This window comes from Janthinobacterium lividum (assembly GCF_011601275.1).
GTDB classification, from domain to species: Bacteria; Pseudomonadota; Gammaproteobacteria; order Burkholderiales; family Burkholderiaceae_D; genus Janthinobacterium; species Janthinobacterium lividum_E.
The window spans coordinates 1-17,849 of sequence record NZ_JAAOLY010000003.1 but is presented as its reverse complement, the minus strand read 5'-3'; the positions used below and the strand labels follow the sequence as shown (position 1 = coordinate 17,849).

Here is a 17,849-nt window from a genome sequence, read left to right as displayed (position 1 = left end):
TGGTCGCTGTCAGGCGGCCTGGGCGCACAGCGCCTGGCCAAACAATAAATGGGCGCGCAGCTTGCTGATGTCGCGGCGCTGCTGGATCAGGTCGAAATACCAGGGGCCGTCCCGCACGTCGCCATACAGCACGGCGCCGGCCAGGCGGCTGCCCTGCACCACCAGGCGCTTGTAGACGCCGCGGCGCGGATCGCGCAGCACCAGGTCTTCGCTGCCCTCGCCGCCGATGATGTCGCCGGCCGAATACAGGTCGATGCCCGTCACTTTCAGTTTGGTGGCGCTGGCCTGCTGCACGTAGCGGCGATGCCCGGCGCCGGCCAGGTGCGCGCCGCACACGCGGGCCTGTTCCCAGATGGGCGCAACCAGGCCGAAGGTGGCGCGCCGGTGCTGCACGCATTCGCCCACGGCGTACACGCGCGGGTCGTAGCTTTGCAGGCAGTCGTCGACGACGATGGCCCGTTCGCAATGCAGGCCGGCCGCTTGCGCCAGCGCGATATTCGGGCGCACGCCGGCCGTCATCACCACCAGGTCGGCGGGGATGCTGCTGCCGTCCGCAAACTGCACGCCTTCCACGCGGGTGCTGCCGATGATGGCGGATGTTTGCGCGTGCATCAGGAAACGCAGGCCGCGCGCTTCCAGCGCCGTTTTCAGCAGTATAGATGCGGGTGCGTCCAGCTGCTGGTTCATCAGGGCGCCGCTCATGTGCACGACGGTGACGTCCATGCCCTGGCGCTGCAAGCCGTTGGCCGCTTCCAGTCCCAGCAAGCCGCCGCCGATGACCACCGCGTGGCGGTGCGTGCGCGCCGCCTGCAGCATGGCGTCGACGTCGCTGATATCGCGAAAACCGATCACGCCGGGCAGATCATGCCCGGGCACGGGCACGATGAATGGCGTGGAACCGGTGGCCAGCAGCAGGCGGTCGTAGGCCACCGTGATACCCGACAGCGATTGCACGGTACGCGCCTTGCGGTCGATGCGCACGACGGGGTCGCCCGCGTGCAGGGTGATGCCGTGCTGCACATACCAGTCGCGCGTGTGCAGCATGATGTCGTCCACCGACTTTTCGCCAGCCAGCACGGGCGACAGCAAAATGCGGTTGTAATTGCCGTACGGCTCCGCGCCGAACACGGTGATGTCGTACAGGTCCGGCGCCAGTTTCAGGAGTTCCTCGACCGTGCGCATGCCGGCCATGCCGTTGCCGACGACGACGAGCGAGGGACGCGCAGTGGCCTTGGCTGGCGGGTTCACAGGGCCACCCACACCATGTCGGCAAACACGCGCGCCGGCCAGGCGGCGACGGAGTGTTCGGGCGCTTCGATGCACTCGCCGCTGGCCAGGTCGAAGTGCTGCTTGTAGATCGGCGACGCTACCACGACGCGCTCGCCGATGCTGCCGACCAGCCCCCGCGACAGCACGGAAGCGCCCGCGTTCGGGTCGATATTGTCGATGGCGTACACGCGCGGCGACGTATCGCCGACGCGGAACACGGCCACGTGGCGGCCACCCAGCAACGCGCACACGCCCGTGTCGGGCACAATGTCGGTCAAGGGACAGATGGCCACCCAGTTGTCGGCGGTGGCGCCGGAAAGTTCATTCATCGCATTCATCGCTCAAGCCTCCACGGCAAGGATGGGGATCACGGTGCTGCGGCGTTCCATCTCGGTGGCGGGCCGGATCTGGCCCCGCTCTTCGACGAACACCACGTTTTCATCGCTCTTTTCGCTGTTGACGAAATGGCGGAAGCGCTGGCGCACGGCGGGATTGGAAACGGCTTCCTTCCACTCGCAGGCATAGGTGTCGACCACGTGCTGCATGTCCGCTTCCAGTTCGTGGGCGATGTCCAGGCTGTCGTCGATGATGACGCGCTTGAGGTAATCGAGGCCCCCTTCCAGATTGTCGCGCCACACGCTGGTGCGCTGCAGGCGGTCGGCCGTACGCACGTAAAACATCAGGAAGCGGTCGACATAGCGCACCAGCGTGGCTTCATCGAGATCGGAGGCGATCAGTTCCGCATGGCGCGGCTTCATGCCGCCATTGCCGCACACGTACAGATTCCAGCCCTTTTCCGTGGCGATCAGACCGATGTCCTTGCCCTGCGCCTCGGCGCATTCGCGCGTGCAGCCGGAGACGCCGAACTTGATCTTGTGCGGCGTGCGCAAGCCCTTGTAGCGGTTTTCCAGCTGGATGGCAAAACCCACGCTGTCGGCCACGCCATAGCGGCACCACGTGGAGCCGACGCACGATTTCACCGTGCGCAGCGACTTGCCGTAGGCGTGCCCCGACTCGAAACCGGCCGCGATCAATTCTTCCCAGATGGCCGGCAACTGGTCGACTCTTGCGCCGAACAGGTCGACCCGCTGGCCGCCCGTGATCTTGGTGTAAAGGCCGTATCTTTTCGCCACCATGCCCACGGCGATCAAGCCGTCGGCCGTCACTTCGCCGCCCGGCATGCGCGGCACCACCGAGTACGTGCCATCTTTCTGGATATTGCCGAGGAAGTAATCATTACTGTCCTGCAGGCTGGCGTGCACGGGAGACAGCACGAAATCGTTCCAGCACGAGGCGAGGATATTCGCCGCCACGGGCTTGCACACGTCGCAACCGAGACCCTGGCCATGCGCAGACAGCAGCGCGCCGAAGCTGCGGATTTTGCCGACGCGGACCAGGTGGTGCAATTCCTGGCGCGAGTACGCAAAGTGCTCGCACACGTGGTTGTTCACCATCAGGCCCTGCTTCTGCATTTCCGCCTTCATGATCTGCGTGACCAAAGGCACGCAGCCGCCGCATGCGGTGCCCGCCTTGGTGCAGCTTTTCAGGGCGGCTATGGTGGTGGCGCCCTCGGCGACGGCCGCGCACAGCGCGCCTTTCGACACGTCGTTGCACGAGCAGATCTGCGCCGATTCGGGCAAGGCGTCCACGCCCAGGCCCACCTTTTGCTGGCCATCGGCCTGCGGCAGGATCAGGAATTCGGGGGATGCCGGCAGCTCGATCTTGTTGAGCATCATCTGCAGCAAGGTGCCGTACTCGCTGGCGTCGCCCACCATCACGCCGCCCAGCAGGTATTTGCCGCAATCGGAGACGACGATCTTCTTGTAGATCTGCTTGCGTTCATCCATGAACTGGTAGGAGCGGCTGCCCGGCGCATTGCCGTGCGGGTCGCCCAGGCTGGCCACGTCCACGCCCATCAGTTTGAGCTTGGTGCTCATGTCGGCGCCCTTGAACGACGCTTCGCCCTCTTCCTGCAGCAGGTGGCGCGCCGCGATGCGGGCCATTTCGTAACCGGGCGCCACCAGGCCGAACACCAGGCCGCCCCACAGCGCGCATTCGCCGATCGCGTAAATATCCGGATCGGAGGTGACGCAGCTGTCGTCGATGGCGATGCCGCCGCGTGGTCCCACGTCCAGGCCGCAGGCGCGCGCCAGTTCGTCGCGCGGACGGATGCCGGCCGAGAAGACGATCATGTCCGCTTCCAGATGACTGCCGTCGGCGAACTGCATGCGGTGCGTGGCCGCTTCGCCGTCGACGATGGCCAGGGTGTTCTTTTGCGTGTGCACGGTCACGCCCAGCTCTTCGATCTTGCGGCGCAGGACGCGCGCGCCGCCCTCGTCGACCTGCACGGCCATCAGGCGCGGCGCGAATTCCACCACGTGGGTGTCCAGCTTCAAATCGCGCAAGGCTTTCGCGCATTCGAGGCCCAACAGTCCGCCGCCGATCACCACGCCCGTCTTTGACTTTCCGCCCCAGGCCAGCATGGCTTCCAGGTCTTCGATGGTGCGGTAGACGAAGCAGCCCTCGCGCTCCTTGCCCGGCAGCGGCGGCACGAACGGCGTCGAGCCGGTGGCGAACACCAGCTTGTCGTAGGCCAGCACTTCACCGGTGCTGGCCGTGACGGTTTTCGCCGCGCGGTCGATGGACACGGCCCGCGCATTGAGCTTCAACACGACGTTGCCCTTGTCGAAAAAGCCGGGCGCCACCAGCGACAGGTCCTCGGCCGATTTGCCGCTGAAAAATTCGGACAGGTGCACCCTGTCGTAGGCGGGGCGCGGCTCTTCGCACAAGACCGTCACGGACAGGCGCGTATTGTTTTCCAGCGCCAGCCGTTCGAGGAACTTATGCCCGACCATGCCATGGCCAAGGACGACGATATTCAAGGGGTGGTTCATTACTCTCTCCTCAGGCCGCGGCCATGTTCGGTTCGGCCGCTTCTCGGGTAAAACGCACGGCGATGGCGCACAGGGCCGAGATCACCACCAGCGCGCTGAGGATGATCAAAGTCTGGCGGATGTCGCCCGTGCCCTTCATCAGGAAACCGGCCGCCACGGCGCCCACGTTGCCGCCCGCGCCGATGATGCCGGCCACGCCGCCCAGCGCCTTGCTGTCGATGAAAGGCACCAGCGCGTAGGTGGCGCCGCAAGCCATGTGGGTGAACAGGCCGAAGACCAGCATGGCGATGACGGCATACGTGACGCTGTCGACCTTGGCAAACCACAGCAGGCCCACGCCTTCGCCGATCATCAGCATGAACAGCAGGGTCACGCGGCTGTTCAGGTTGCCGCGCAAGGCCAGTTTGTCGGACATCCAGCCACCCAAAGCGCGGGCAAACAGGGCCAGCAAGCCGAAGCTGCCGGCGGCCAGGCCGGCCGATTTCAGGGACAGGCCAAAATGGTCGACGTAGTACACGGCGGCGATGTTGTGGATGAAAATCTCGATGCCGAAGCAGGCGCCGTAGGTGACGAACAGCAGCCACACGCGGTAGTTGGCGCTGGCCGCCTTGAAGCTATCCCAGCCGCCGGCCGGAGCATGTCCGGCCTTCCCGCCTTCGATGGCGACGCCGGCGGCACGCAAGTCCGAGTAATTACCTTCAGGGCAATCCTGCGTATAGCGCCAGTAGAGAACGGCCATCACCAGCATCAGCACGCCCGGCACCAGCAGGGCCACGCGCCAGCCCAGCGATTCGGACACACCCAGCATGACTACGGCACCGAGCAGCAGTGGCATCAGCGCCTGCGCCGCACCGCCGCCCGCATTGCCCCAGCCGGCGGCGGCGGCATTCGCCGTCCCCACGACGCGGGGAGCGAACATCACCGAGGTGTGATATTGCGTGATGACAAAGCTGGCGCCGACGGCGCCGATGCCCAGGCGGAAGAACAGAAAGCTTTCATAGCTTTGCGAGGCGGCCACGCCCAGCACGGGGATGGCGCCCAGCAGCAGCAAGCCCGTGTAGGTCTTGCGCGGGCCGTAGCGGTCGCACAACGGCCCCACGATCAGGCGCACGAGGATGGTGATGGCGACGGCCGCGATATTGATGTTGGCCACTTGCGCCAAGGAAAGGCCGAACTCGCCCTTGATGACAGGCATCAGGGGAGCGCAGGCGAACCAGGCAAAGAAACACACGAAAAATGCCATCCACGTCAGGTGGAATGCGCGCATGGGCGGCGTGGCGAGGGAGAAGAGCGCGATGCGCGTTGCTTTTTGGCTGGCCATATAGGTTCCCGAGGTATCCCGTTGATAAAACAAAACGGCGCCCGCCCCCGCCGATAAAAAATCAGCCTGGGCGGACGCCGTTGTCCATGTGGTCCGTCGTTGGACCGTTGTGCGTTTATTCAGGGGATCGCCGTTGATCCGTACCTTCTGTTTAGCAAGCGCCGTGCCAGCTTGTCTGAGGGGCAAACGGCAGCATTCGCAACTGCTTTGCGCCAGATCATGGCCAATCACGGTGCAAGCACGCCACTTGCTGGTGCATGCGGGAACCAGTAAGTGGCAACTCTTGTCTAACTGCCATCTGAAGCAGTAGCGGGAGGCCACGATGGTCAAGACACTGCGGCGTCGCTTGCGGCCGCCATGGCTGGCATATGCGTGCGCCGGGCTATTGCTCATTGCGTGGAGCAACACTGCTGCCGCGCAAGAGCCGAAAGAACACAGCGAGCTCGATGCCACCGTCGTCGCGCCCTTTCACGCCGCACGCGGCGAGCGGGTCACGCAGGCGCGTACATTTGTCGTACGGCTCACCTATCCCGACGAGGGGCGCACCCATGCCGTGCGCTGGACATTGACCTTGTCCGGCCCCGGCCCGCAAGGCGCCGCGCTGCGGCGCTGGTCAGGCACGGAACAGGTGGGGGCCGGCGGCAAGAGCGTGAACTTGCCCTGGGATGGTCGCGCCGACGCCGATGCGCGCGAACGGCGCGCGCTGGCGCCGGACGGCATGTACGAACTGCGCCTGCTGGCCGTGGCCGATGCGGGCACGCCGCAGCAAGCGCAGGTGGAACAGCAATGGCACATCCAGGTGCAGCGCGGGGCAAGCACGGCGCCCAGGGTGAGCGCCTTCCAGGCCGGATTGCAACAATTGCCCAGCCTGGAAGGCCAGCCCGGCTACCGCATCGTCTATGCCAACATGCACAGCCAGACGCGCCACAGCGACGGCGGCGCGGCGCTCGACGCCTGCCATGGCGCGCAAGACCCGCAAACGGCGCCCTACGGCCCCATCGATGCCTACAAGTATGCGCAAGACCACGGGCTCGACGCCCTGCTGACGTCCGAGCACAATCACATGTACGACGGCTCGGACGGCACCAACGCCGCTGCCACCCCTGCCGAAGCGATAGCCCTGTACCAGACGGGCCTGGCCGAAGCGGCCGCGTATTCGGCCGCCCACCCGGGCTTCCTGGCCCTGTACGGCATGGAATGGGGCGTCATCAACAAGGGCGGCCACCTGAACATTTTTAACGGCGAGCAGTTGCTGGGTTGGGAAAAAAATGCCCAGGGCGAGCTGCTGGCCGATATCGAGACGCCGAAGGGCGATTACGCGGGCCTGTACAGCTTGATGCGCGAAAGGGGCTGGATCGGCCAGTTCAACCACCCGGCCCAAACGGGCCAGTTTCTCGTCAACGGCCAGCCGCTGGGCTACACGCCGGACGGCGACGCGGCCATGGTGCTGTGCGAAGTGATGAATACGTCCGCGTTTTCCACGAACGACGAGGAAACGGAAACGCGGCGCAGCAATTACGAGGCGGCCTGCAACCGAGCCCTGGCGGCCGGCTACCACGTGGCCTTCAGCAGCAACCAGGACAACCACTGCGCCAACTGGGGCGCGTCGTATGGCAACCGTACGGCCGTGCTGGTAGCCAGCCCGGCCGCCGGCATGGCCGTGTCACGCGACAGCTTCCTCGACGCGCTGCGCGCGCGCCGCGTGTTTGCCACCATGGACAAGCACGCGCAGCTGCTGTTCACGGCCAACGGCAAGCTGATGGGCGAGCGTTTCGACAACCGCGGCCCCTTGCAGCTGGCCACCAGCTTCAGCAACAGCGCCGGAAGGCAAGCGGCCGCCATCGCCATCTTCCACGGCGTGCCGGGCGGCAACGGTTCCGTCACTCCCATCTCGGACCAGGCCGAGCTCACCGTCACGCCCGCGCCCGGCCCCCATTTCTATTACGCGCGGCTGACGCAGGACGACGGCAATATCGTCTGGTCGGCGCCCGTGTGGGTCAATCAGTTGCCCTGACGGCAACTGGGCTGGCGGAATGCCGGGCCATCAATTCGACCACCCAGTCGATGAAGACGCGCAGTTTCTTGCTGACATGGCGGTTCGGCGGATAGGCGAGATAGAGCGGCATGGGATCGACCGTCCATGCTTCGAACAGCGGCAGCAGCTCACCCCTGGCCACGTGCGGCCGGGCCATATAATCGGGCAGCCACAGAACGCCCAGCCCCGCTACCCCGGCCGCCAGGTAGGCGTTGCCGTCGTCGATCGACAGCACGTACTGGCCATGGATCTTGACGCTCTGGCCCTCGCGGTGCATCACGTATGGAAAGCCGTTGGCGCTGCGGGCCCAGCGAAAGCGCACGATGCGGTGCGCGCTGCCCTGCAAGTGCTGCGGATGCAGGGGCGTGCCCACCCGTTGCAGGTAGGCCGGCGCCGCATACACGCCCAATGGCAAGTCGGCCAGCTTGCGCGCCATCAGCGACTGGTCGGTGATGTCACCGCCGCGTATCACGCAATCGACATTGTCGGCGATCACGTCGACCATGCGATCGCTGGCGCCCATGTCGAGCACGATATCGGGATACAGCGCATGAAACGTGGGCAGCGCCGGCACCAGCAGCAAAGCGGCAAGCGGACTGGGCACGTCCACCCGCAACTGGCCCCGCGGCAAAGCGGCGGCGTGCGGCAAGCTCGTTTCGATCTCCTCCAGCGTATCGAGCACCTGCACGATGCGCTCGTAGTAGCTGGCGCCATCGGCCGTCACATTGACCTTGCGCGTGGTGCGGTTCAGCAGTTTCAGGCGCAGGCGCGCTTCGAGCTGCTGCACCAGTTGCGTCACCGTGGTGCGGCTCATGTGCAAGGTCGCGGCCGCCCGCGTAAAACTGCCCGTCTCGACCACCCGCACGAACGCCTTCATCGCATCAAACCTGTCCATCCACGCCTCCGCCATTCGATTGTTTGGATTATACAAATAGTCCAGTCCGATCTGGCCGCTTTATCCGCAGGTTAGCAGCAGATAAAGTGTTCTCCAGGCAGCAACTTCGCTGCATCAACAAAGGAAAGCTGATGAAACGCGACGTCGTATTCCCTCCGGGCCGCCAGGCCCTGTATGAACAGAACCGCTATTCCCCTGCCGTCCGTGCCAACGGCCTGCTGTTTGTGTCGGGGCAGGTCGGCAGCCGCGAAGACGGCACGCCCGAACCTGGGCTCGAAGCCCAGGTTCGGCGCGCGTTCGACAACCTGAACGCCATCTTGCAAGCCGCCGGCTGCACTTTCGACGACGTGCAGGACGTGACCATCTTTATCGTCGATCCGCAATCGAACTTCCAGCGCATCTGGGATATCGTACAGGCGGAGTATTGGGGCCAGGCGCCGCACCCGACGGTCACGGCCGTTGGCGTGACGTGGCTGTATGGTTTCCAGTTCGAGATCAAGGTAGTGGCCAAGCTGCCTGACCGCCACGCCCCTGAAACCACCGAGGAAAAATAACAAAAAGGCAGGCTTTCCCGCGCACGATTGCCCGCCGCAGCGTTCGCTCGCACTGATCTATGGCAACATGGCAGCGCCGTTTTGACAGCAAGGCGGCGCCACCGACCAATACCAAGACCTGCGATGTTGATCTGATGCCGGGCAATCAGCATGCCTTGCGGGCACGGAACGCGGCGTTGCCTGTTGGAAGAAAAGAGAGATCGCTTTGCGGATGGAACAATACGTCAATGCCTGAAAACGCTACATCATGACCGAGATCACGTGCCCCTACAATGGCGACTGCGGGCGCCACTTCGCCCCCAGCGCAATGGACGCCCCGGATGGCGCGTTTTTAAAAACGGCCATCGCCAAAAAAATGACCTTCATGTTCCTGCACTGCCCCGCATGTGCAAGGATGTTCCAATTCAATCCAATGGCATGGACAGCGCAGGCTTGCGAAGCCGTCGCGCCCAAGGCCGCCAAAGTAGCGAAGAAAAGCGGCAAGCAGCTGGAAAAATTGCTGGCCAGGGAAAACGTGGCCCTGCCCCAGGCCTATCTTGAACACCTCCGCAGCGGCAAATCACGTTCCGACGTTGCGGTGGTCAGCGATGAAGATCACTTTACGCTGTACAGCCTGGACGCGCTGTGTCAAGACGTCGATGTGGATGGAACACGGTATCTGGCAGCCAGACAACTGGCAGGCTTTGCTCAGGCCCTGACACAAGTGGCGGGAACAGGTGCGACGCAGGCAGCGCCGTTCAGTCCCACCGAGCTGGCGGCGTGCGTGGCTATCGGCGAAGAAAACACGCGCATCCTGTTCATCGACAGCCGCGACAACGATGCATTGTGGATTTATCACCCCGACGGCGGCGATGTCGAAAAAACGGGGCTCACGGTGACCTCGCTGATCGGGCTCTGCGCATCCTGAAGGAAGCAATACGCCGCAGATTCTGCGGCCAGCGTCCATTCCAGCAAACAATATTGGAAAAGCATGGTTTTTCCCCGGTCAGCGCCTGCAGACGCTGGTTGCATCCGGCAATCCGTGGCAACATGGCTGCGCCGTTTTGACAGCAACACGGCACAACCGACCATCGTCAAGGAATCCTGTCCATGTCTTTTTATCGCACCTTCGCCGGCAGCATGCTGCTCGGCATGGCCGCAGCGGGCATCGCCCATGCACAAGCACCCTCGCCCGCAGCCGCCAACACCGATCCCCATTTGTGGCTGGAAGAAGTCCTCGGCGACAAGCCGCTGGCCTGGGTCAAGCAGCACAATGCCGTCACCGTCAAGGAACTGGAAAGCCAGCCCGGCTTCCCCGCCTTGCAGTCACGCTTGAAGACCATCCTCAATTCCAAGGAACGCATACCCTACGTCAGCAAGGAAGGCGAGTATTACTATAATTTCTGGCGCGACGCCCAGCATGTGCGCGGCATCTGGCGCCGCACCACCCTGGCGCAATACCAACTGGCCGAACCCGCCTGGGAAACCGTGATCGACCTGGACCAGCTGGCGGCCGGCGAGAATGAAAACTGGGTCTGGGGCGGCGCCTCCTGCCTGTATCCAAAGGGCGAACGCTGCCTCATTTCCCTGTCGCGCGGCGGCGGCGACGCCAAGGTGCTGCGCGAATACGACGTGGCCAAGCGCGCCTTTGTCGAGGGCGGCTTTACCCTGCCCGAAGCGAAGGGCAGCGCCAGCTGGATCGACCAGGACACCCTGTTCGTCTCCACCGATTTCGGCCCCGGCTCGATGACCAGCTCGGGCTACCCGCGCATCATCAAGCAGTGGCAGCGCGGCACGCCGCTGGCGCAGGCGCAAACTTTGTACGAAGCCAAGCCCGACGACCTGAGCGCCGGCGCCTACAAGGATTTCACGCCCGGCTACGAACATCAATTTATCGAACGGCAGATCGATTTCTACAGCGGCGAAACCTTCTTGCGCGACGGCGCGAACCTGACTAAAGTGCCGAAGCCGGACGACGCCACCGTGTTTACCGTGCGCGACCAGTTGGTCATCACCTTGCGCTCGGACTGGAAAGTCAACGGCAAGACCTATCTGCAAGGCTCCTTGCTGGCCACCGACTTCAAGGCCTTCATGCAGGGCAGGCAAGACCTGGAAGTGCTGTACGCGCCCACGGCCACGTCTTCGCTGGACAATGTCACGGCAACCAAATCAGCCATCCTCGTCACCACCCTGGACAAGGTCAAGAACCGCCTGACGGAACTGCGCCACGTGAACGGCAAGTGGCAGCGCCGCGCCGTCGACGCGCCCGAGCTGGGCACCCTGGCCGTCAGCGCACTCGATTCGGTCGACTCGGACCAGTACTTCCTGACGGTGACCGACTTCCTCAATCCGACCACCTTGTACCTGGCCACGGCGCAAAGCGACAAGCGCACGAAAATCAAGTCGCTGCCCGCCTACTACGACGCCACGCCATACAAAGTGGAGCAGTTCGAATCGACGTCGAAGGATGGCACCAAGGTGCCGTATTTCGCCATCATGGGCAAGCAGACGAAGTTCGACGGCAGCAACCCCACCGTGCTGTATGGCTATGGCGGCTTTGAAGTGTCGCTCAAGCCCAGCTACAGCGGCACCACGGGCGTGGCGTGGCTGGAAAAAGGCGGCGTGTATGTGCTGGCAAATATCCGCGGCGGCGGCGAATTCGGTCCACGCTGGCACCAGGCGGCACTGAAGGAAAACCGCCAGCGCGCGTATGACGACTTCATCTCCGTGGCGCAGGACCTGATCAAGCGCAAGATCACCAGCCCGCGCCACCTGGGCATCATGGGCGGCAGCAATGGCGGCCTGCTGACGGGCGCCGTGCTGGTGCAGCGTCCCGACCTGTTCAACGCCGTCGTCAGCCAGGTGCCGCTGCTCGACATGCGCCGCTATAACAAGATGCTGGCGGGCGCCTCGTGGATGGGAGAGTACGGCGACCCGGACGTGCCGGAACAATGGGCGTACATCAGCAAGTACTCGCCGTACCAGAACGTCTTCAAGGACAAGAAATATCCGCGCGTGCTGTTTACCACCTCGACGCGCGACGACCGGGTCCACCCTGGCCATGCGCGCAAGATGGTGGCAAAGATGGAAGAGCAAGGCCACGACGTGCTGTACTGGGAAAACACGGAAGGCGGCCATGCGGGCGCCGCCAACAACGACCAGCAGGCGCTGATGTGGGCGCTGACCTACACCTTCCTGCTGGAGCAGCTGAAATAATGGGGCTGATGTCGGATTACGCGCTCACGCGCTAATCCGACCTGCCCAACCTGCCCGGCCTACCCGGTTACTTCGCCTGCGCGCTGGGCCGTTCCGCGATGCGGTCGCGGTAGGCCTGCAAGTGCTGCAACCCTTCCGCGCCCGGCCGGTACTTCATCAGGCCGCGTGCGAATTCCAGCGCGCAGAAGGCCGTGATGTCGGCAATCGTGAAGCGGTCGCCGGCGATGTAGGGCTGGCTGGCCAGCACCTGGTCCAGCCATTGCGCCGTCTCGCGCAGCTTGCCCGCCTGCGCCGTGGCGAAATCGGGAAACTGCGGATTTTCCAGCGCCACCAGGGCCGGATGGCCGTGGCGCACCCAGTTGGCGGCGGCGCTGAACAAATGCAGTTCCACGCGGCGGTCGGCCATCTCGATAAACGCGCGCTCCTCGTAACCCTCGCCCATCAGGTTCGGCTGCGGCTGCAAGCCTTCCAGATAAGTGCAGATGGCGCGCGTTTCGGTCAGCACGCGCCCGTCGTCCAGCTCCAGCACGGGCACGCGGCCCAGCGGGTTTTTCGCCAGGAAGGCGGGATCGCGGTGATGGCCCGCCATCAGGTCGAGCGCCACTTCCTCGATGCCGGTGATGCCCTTCTCGGCGATGAACATGGTGACGCGGCGTGGATTGGGCGTGCGGGGGCTGATAATCAGTTTCATGTGCTTGGGTCTCGTCTCGTTATGGGGGGACAATCCGCTGCGGGGCTGGCCTGCGGCTGTACGGTCACGCGTCCATCATACCAGCGCACCGCCATGGTGCGGCGCCCCTGGCGCGTTGACTTTGCCCCCGTTTCGCCTTAGATTGCTGTAGGGGAACGCTGGCCGCCAGTTCCAGCATGTCCCCCACACGTCATCAACGCCCGCAGCCTATCCGGCTGGCGGGCGTTTTATCCATGAAACTAGGGCATACCATGCATCGCACACCGACTCCGCGCTTCCGCCACAGCCAACTGGCCGCCGCCGTCCTGGCACTGGCTTCCATCACCGCAGCCCATGCGGGCCACGCTGCCGCGGTCCCAAAATACGCCTCGGCCAGCCATGCCGCGACGACCACCACGCAGCTGCCGCGCGGCGTCACGCCCTTGCACTATATCGTGTCGATCACGCCGGACGCCGCCGCCGCCACCTTCAAGGGCGAAGCCGCCATCAAGGTGGCCGTCGACAAGCCGACGGCCAGCATCACCTTCAATGCCTTGAACCTGGCGTTTGCGGCCGCCGCCATCGAAGGCGCGGGCGGCAGCAAGCAGGTGACGCGCAAGATCGAGTTCGATACGGACAAGCAGACGGCCACCGTGCATTTTGCCCAGCCGCTGGACAAGGGCGAGTACCTGCTGCGCATCGATTACAGCGGCAAGATCGGCACGCAGGCCACGGGCCTGTTCTCGCTCGATTACGACACGCCGCAAGGGCGCCAGCGCGCGCTGTACACGCAGTTCGAAAACTCGGACGCGCGCAGCATGCTGCCGTCGTGGGATGAACCGGACTACAAGGCCACCTTCGATCTCAGCGTGGTCGTGCCGAGCGGCCAGATGGCCGTCAGCAACATGCCGATTGCCCGCAGCGAGGAGATGGGCCATGGCATGAAGCACGTGTACTTTGCCACCACACCGCGCATGTCGACGTATCTGCTGTTCTTCGGCCTGGGCGACTTCGAGCGGGCCACGGCCATGAGCGAAGGCACGGAAATAGGCGTCATCACGAAACGTGGCGCGCTGGCGCAAAGCCGCTTCGCGCTCGACGAGTCGGCCGCCCTGCTGCGCGAATACAATGACTATTTCGGCGTGCGCTACCCGCTGCCCAAGCTCGACAACATTGCCGCGCCGGGCCGCAGCCAGTTCTTCGGCGCCATGGAAAACTGGGGCGCCGTGTTCACCTTCGAGTACGGCCTGCTGCTCGATCCGGCCATCTCGACCCAGGCCGACAAGGAAAACATCTACACCACGCTGTCGCATGAAATGGCGCACCAGTGGTTCGGCGACCTGGTTACCATGCGCTGGTGGGACGACCTGTGGCTCAACGAAGGTTTCGCCTCGTGGATGGAAGGCCGCACGACGGAGCGTCTGCACCCCGAGTGGAACACGGCCCTGTCCAGCGTCGGCGGACGCGAGTCGGCCATGAGCCAGGACGCGCTACGCACCACGCACCCGGTGGTGCAGCGCATCGCCACCGTGGAACAGGCCAGCCAGGCCTTTGACGGCATCACCTATCAAAAAGGCGAAGCGGTGATCCGCATGCTCGAAGCGTATGTGGGTGCCGATATCTGGCGCACGGCCGTGCGCAACTACATGCGCAAGCATGCGTATGGCAATACCGTGTCCGACGACCTGTGGCGCGAAGTCGATGCGGCCGCCGGCAAGCCTGTCAGCGCCATCGCCCATGATTTCACCTTGCAGCCGGGCGTGCCGATGATCACGGTGGGTAACGCCGTGTGCAGAAACGGCAATACGCGCGTGCGCCTGACGCAGACGGAATTTTCCAAAGATCAGCCAAATAAAAAGCCGCTGTCGTGGAAAGTGCCGGTGATCGCCTCGACGGTGGGCAACGGCAAGCTGGCCACAGTGCTGGTCAAGAATGGCAAAGCGACCCTGAACGTGCCCGGTTGCGGCGCCCTGCTCGTAAACGCGGGCCAGAGCGGCTATTACCGCACCGTGTACGCGCCGGCCAACGCGCGCGCGCTGGCGGGCAGCTTTGCGCGCCTGGCGCCGATCGACCAACTGGGCTTGCTGGCGGACAGCCAGTCGCTGGGCCTGGCCGGTGCGCAAAACCTGGCCGATTTCCTGGAACTGGTGCAAGCGACGCCGCTGTCGGCCGATCCGCAGGTGCTGGGCAAGGTGGCCGCTTCCTTGGGCAGCCTGTACCAACAGTATGCGGGCGATGGCGTACGCCAGCAGGCTTTCGGCCGCTTCGCCATGGCGCGCCTGGCGCCGATGGTGGCGCAGACGGGTTGGGAAGCGCGCGCGGGCGAAGCATCGAGCGTGGCGACCCTGCGCGGACAGCTGATCGCCATCCTCGGCGACATGGGCGAACCGGGCGTGATCGCCGAGGCGCGCCGCCGTTACGCGGCCAGTGAGCAAGATCCCGCCGCCATGCCGGCGCCGTTGCGCCGCACCATCCTGGGCGTGGTGGCGCAGCATGCGGACGCGACCACCTGGGAGCAGCTGCACGCCAAGGCGCGACAGGAACAGACGCCGCTGGTCAAGAACCAGCTGTACGACCTGCTGGCCTCGAGCGATGATCCCGCCCTGGCGCAGCGCGCATTGGCCCTGGCGCTGACGGACGAGCCGGGCGTGACGAACAGCCCCGCCATGATCTCGCGCGTGTCGCGCACGCATCCGGAACTGGCTTTCGACTTCGCGCTGGCGCACCTGGAACAAGTCAATGCGCGCATCGACGCCAGCTCGCGCAGCCGCTACTTCCCGCGCCTGGCCGCCGGCTCGGCGCAGGCGGACATGATCGCCAAGCTGGAAGCGTACGCGCAAGCGCATCTGCCGGCCAGCGCGCGCGGCGACGCCGACAGTTCCGTGGCCGGCATCAAGTACCGCATCAAGCTGCGCGCCGAACGGCTGCCGGCCGTCGATGCGTGGCTGGCGAAACAGGCGGGCTAATAGGGAACAAACAAGCCTCCCGACGCCTGGCGCCGGGAGCAAGAAAACGCAGGCAAAAAAAACCGGCTTCGCAAGGTGCGGTAGCCGGTTGAAACGCTGTTTCAGAGCGCAGGGATAAAACGGGAAACACATGCAAAAGTGGAAATCGTGCCGGTCATTGAGGTGTCCGGCAACCTTGCGCCCGGGGTTTCCGTGCGCCATGTGTCCACTATGCCAGCCCTTCATGAAGACAGGCTTAGGACTTCATTAAATCCCCGCCCGATTCCCATTTTCCCCCTGCCCTACCCGGCAATTATTGCTAAAAAACAAGTTTTACGTGTCTGGTGCCGATGGTTGAGCTCACCGGCTAAGCTGTTGAGTCATGCCTGCATCCTATCGCTCCCGGAGCGTAGTGATTTGCGCAATGCATGCTATGTGCCAACAAAAGCATCATAGCAGCGGCATATGACGGGCTTATGACGTAGCTCTAACATTGCACGCGCGCCGCCGCGCGGATCGCGTACTATTCCCCTATCGTCCTTGTCCCATCTGCCCCATGCTCAGCCAGAACCACCGTCTGCCCTCTGCCATCCGCACCACCTTTCTGCTGGCCTGCGCCGCGCTGGCGTCCTGCACGCCCTTGCCGCCCGCTCCTGCCACTGCTCCCGCGCCAACTGCTGCCATGCCCGCGCCTGCATGGCAACAGCAAGGCGTGCAACTGCTGCACATCGCGCCCGACGAATCCCTGCTGACCATCACCGTGCGCCGCGGCGGCGCGCTGGCGCGGCTCGGGCATGACCATGTGGTGGCCAGCCATACCTTGCAAGGCATCGTGGCGCCCGCGCTGGGACACGCGCAGTTCCGCTTCCGGCTCGACGAGATGAGTGTGGATGAAGAAAGCCTGCGTCAGGCGGCCGGCTTGACGACGACGCCGTCGGCCGACGCCATCGCCGGCACACGCCACAACATGCTGGTGCGCGTGCTCGAGGCGGAACGCTATCCGTGGGTCAGCATCGCCGCCCGGCGCATGGGAAACAAGGAAGTGTTTGATGCCGACATCACCCTGCATGGCGTGACGCGCACGGTGCAGCTCCCGGTGCACATCGAGGAAGCGGCCGATGGGCGCCGCCTGCAGGCCAGCGGCAGCCTGCTATTGAAACAGAGCGACTTCGGCATCGTGCCGTTCGCCGTCCTGGGCGGCGCCATGGCCGTGCAGGATCAGATGGAATTGGCGTTTCGCATTACCGCCCGACAAGAACTCAGCGTGCCAGGATCAATCGCAAGCCCAGGCCGATGAAGATGGTGCCGGCCACCCGGTCCAGCCACAGGCCGGCGCGCGGGCGGCGGTTCAGCCACAGGCCGACGGCGCCGGAAAAATAGCCGAGCAGGCCGAACAGCACGCACGCCTGCGCCGTGAAGACCAGGCCCAGCTGCGCCGTCTGCCAGCTGGCATTGCCCTGGCCCGCGACGATGAACTGCGGCAGGAACGAGAGGAAAAACAGCACGACTTTCGGATTGATACTGTTGGCAAACAAACCCTTGCCGAACAGGCGCAGCAAGGATTCGTCGGGCAAGGCCGCCGCGCCATCGACTCTGGCGCCGCCACGGCTGCGCAAGGCGCCGATGCCCAGCCACACAAGATACAGCCCGCCGGCCACTTTCAGCATGGTAAATGCCGTGGGCGAGGTGGCCAGCAGGGCCGACACCCCGATAGTCGCCAGCACGGTGTGCGTGAGACAGCCAAGGGCGCAGCCCAGGCCGAACGCCATGCCCTGGCGGCGCCCGCGCGACATGCCCACGCCCAGCACCATCAGGTTGTCGGGGCCGGGGCTGGCGGTAATCAACACGGCGGCGGCCAGGAAGGCCAGGAACTGGTCGGGACTGAGCATGAATATCTCGCGGGCAAAGGCGCCATGATACCGGAGCGGGCGCCAGGCGGGCATGACATGAAATTGCCCGTGTGTCACCGAGAGTCGATTAAAATGGGCATTCAATAGCAAACGGCGTTGCCGCCCATTCCCGCGCGATCATCACCAAGCCCATCGATGCCAGCCCACCCGCCCCCATTCCG

General features: G+C 64.5%; 13 protein-coding genes. 6 read left to right on the top strand and 7 right to left on the bottom strand.

The features are described from left to right. Positions 1–9: 9 nt before the first annotated feature. From GYK42_RS05355 to GYK42_RS05340, 4 genes are read right to left on the bottom strand one after another with little or no spacing between them, the layout of a single operon-like run. On the bottom strand, positions 10–1,248 hold the full coding sequence (locus tag GYK42_RS05355; RefSeq protein WP_346768065.1) for an NAD(P)/FAD-dependent oxidoreductase: 1,239 nt from the start codon (positions 1,246–1,248) through the stop codon (positions 10–12). Continuing rightward, a complete protein-coding gene (gene nirD / locus GYK42_RS05350) occupies positions 1,245–1,598 on the bottom strand; it encodes a nitrite reductase small subunit NirD (protein ID WP_166446646.1) in 354 nt (117 codons plus the stop codon). The genes GYK42_RS05355 and nirD overlap by 4 nt, the downstream gene beginning before the upstream one ends. Before the next feature lie 12 nt (positions 1,599–1,610). Continuing rightward, on the bottom strand, positions 1,611–4,163 hold the full coding sequence (gene nirB, locus GYK42_RS05345) for a nitrite reductase large subunit NirB (protein WP_166446645.1): 2,553 nt from the start codon (positions 4,161–4,163) through the stop codon (positions 1,611–1,613). Between the two features lie 10 nt (positions 4,164–4,173). Then, on the bottom strand, positions 4,174–5,484 hold the full coding sequence (locus tag GYK42_RS05340) for an MFS transporter (protein ID WP_166446644.1): 1,311 nt from the start codon (positions 5,482–5,484) through the stop codon (positions 4,174–4,176). Positions 5,485–5,806: 322 nt separating this feature from the next. Here GYK42_RS05340 and GYK42_RS05335 point away from each other — a divergent pair, with 322 nt between their 5' ends. Continuing rightward, positions 5,807–7,498 (top strand): CehA/McbA family metallohydrolase, encoded by a 1,692-nt coding sequence (locus GYK42_RS05335; protein WP_166446643.1) that lies wholly within the window; start codon positions 5,807–5,809, stop codon positions 7,496–7,498. On the opposite strand, the gene GYK42_RS05330 is transcribed toward GYK42_RS05335, so the two are convergent. After that, positions 7,482–8,414, bottom strand: coding sequence for a LysR family transcriptional regulator (locus GYK42_RS05330; RefSeq protein WP_166446642.1), 933 nt, complete (start codon positions 8,412–8,414; stop codon positions 7,482–7,484). The two genes, GYK42_RS05335 and GYK42_RS05330, sit on opposite strands and share 17 nt — an antisense overlap. A 128-nt stretch (positions 8,415–8,542) precedes the next feature. Here GYK42_RS05330 and GYK42_RS05325 point away from each other — a divergent pair, with 128 nt between their 5' ends. The 3 genes from GYK42_RS05325 (at position 8,543) to GYK42_RS05315 (ending at position 12,163) form a co-directional block, all read left to right on the top strand. After that, positions 8,543–8,968 (top strand): RidA family protein, encoded by a 426-nt coding sequence (locus GYK42_RS05325; protein WP_166446914.1) that lies wholly within the window; start codon positions 8,543–8,545, stop codon positions 8,966–8,968. 247 nt (positions 8,969–9,215) lie between these two features. Beyond that, complete coding sequence (locus GYK42_RS05320) at positions 9,216–9,875, top strand: hypothetical protein (protein WP_166446641.1); 660 nt, start codon at positions 9,216–9,218, stop codon at positions 9,873–9,875. A 182-nt stretch (positions 9,876–10,057) separates the two neighbouring features. After that, complete coding sequence (locus tag GYK42_RS05315) at positions 10,058–12,163, top strand: prolyl oligopeptidase family serine peptidase (RefSeq protein ID WP_346768064.1); 2,106 nt, start codon at positions 10,058–10,060, stop codon at positions 12,161–12,163. A gap of 67 nt (positions 12,164–12,230) precedes the next feature. Here GYK42_RS05315 and GYK42_RS05310 read toward each other — a convergent pair whose 3' ends face one another. Continuing rightward, a complete protein-coding gene (locus GYK42_RS05310) occupies positions 12,231–12,854 on the bottom strand; it encodes a glutathione S-transferase family protein (RefSeq protein ID WP_166446640.1) in 624 nt (207 codons plus the stop codon). Positions 12,855–13,105: 251 nt separating this feature from the next. Here GYK42_RS05310 and GYK42_RS05305 point away from each other — a divergent pair, with 251 nt between their 5' ends. Further along, positions 13,106–15,799, top strand: a complete 2,694-nt coding sequence (locus GYK42_RS05305) for a M1 family metallopeptidase (protein WP_166446639.1) — start codon at positions 13,106–13,108, stop codon at positions 15,797–15,799. A 535-nt stretch (positions 15,800–16,334) separates the two neighbouring features. Continuing rightward, positions 16,335–17,075, top strand: coding sequence for a YceI family protein (locus GYK42_RS05300; protein WP_240943471.1), 741 nt, complete (start codon positions 16,335–16,337; stop codon positions 17,073–17,075). Here GYK42_RS05300 and GYK42_RS05295 read toward each other — a convergent pair. Beyond that, positions 17,038–17,667: a LysE family translocator gene (locus GYK42_RS05295; RefSeq protein ID WP_166446638.1), complete on the bottom strand. Its 630-nt coding sequence runs from the start codon at positions 17,665–17,667 to the stop codon at positions 17,038–17,040. The two genes, GYK42_RS05300 and GYK42_RS05295, sit on opposite strands and share 38 nt — an antisense overlap. Between the last annotated feature and the right edge of the window lie 182 nt (positions 17,668–17,849).

Coding starts and splice junctions, on each gene's coding strand:
- nirD (WP_166446646.1), bottom strand. CDS start 1,598: ATGAATGAACTTTCCGGCGCCACCGCCGACAACTGGGTGGCCATCTGT.
- nirB (WP_166446645.1), bottom strand. CDS start 4,163: ATGAACCACCCCTTGAATATCGTCGTCCTTGGCCATGGCATGGTCGGG.
- GYK42_RS05340 (WP_166446644.1), bottom strand. CDS start 5,484: ATGGCCAGCCAAAAAGCAACGCGCATCGCGCTCTTCTCCCTCGCCACG.
- GYK42_RS05335 (WP_166446643.1), top strand. CDS start 5,807: ATGGTCAAGACACTGCGGCGTCGCTTGCGGCCGCCATGGCTGGCATAT.
- GYK42_RS05330 (WP_166446642.1), bottom strand. CDS start 8,414: ATGGACAGGTTTGATGCGATGAAGGCGTTCGTGCGGGTGGTCGAGACG.
- GYK42_RS05320 (WP_166446641.1), top strand. CDS start 9,216: ATGACCGAGATCACGTGCCCCTACAATGGCGACTGCGGGCGCCACTTC.
- GYK42_RS05315 (WP_346768064.1), top strand. CDS start 10,058: ATGTCTTTTTATCGCACCTTCGCCGGCAGCATGCTGCTCGGCATGGCC.
- GYK42_RS05310 (WP_166446640.1), bottom strand. CDS start 12,854: ATGAAACTGATTATCAGCCCCCGCACGCCCAATCCACGCCGCGTCACC.
- GYK42_RS05305 (WP_166446639.1), top strand. CDS start 13,106: ATGCATCGCACACCGACTCCGCGCTTCCGCCACAGCCAACTGGCCGCC.
- GYK42_RS05300 (WP_240943471.1), top strand. CDS start 16,335: ATGCTCAGCCAGAACCACCGTCTGCCCTCTGCCATCCGCACCACCTTT.
- GYK42_RS05295 (WP_166446638.1), bottom strand. CDS start 17,667: ATGCTCAGTCCCGACCAGTTCCTGGCCTTCCTGGCCGCCGCCGTGTTG.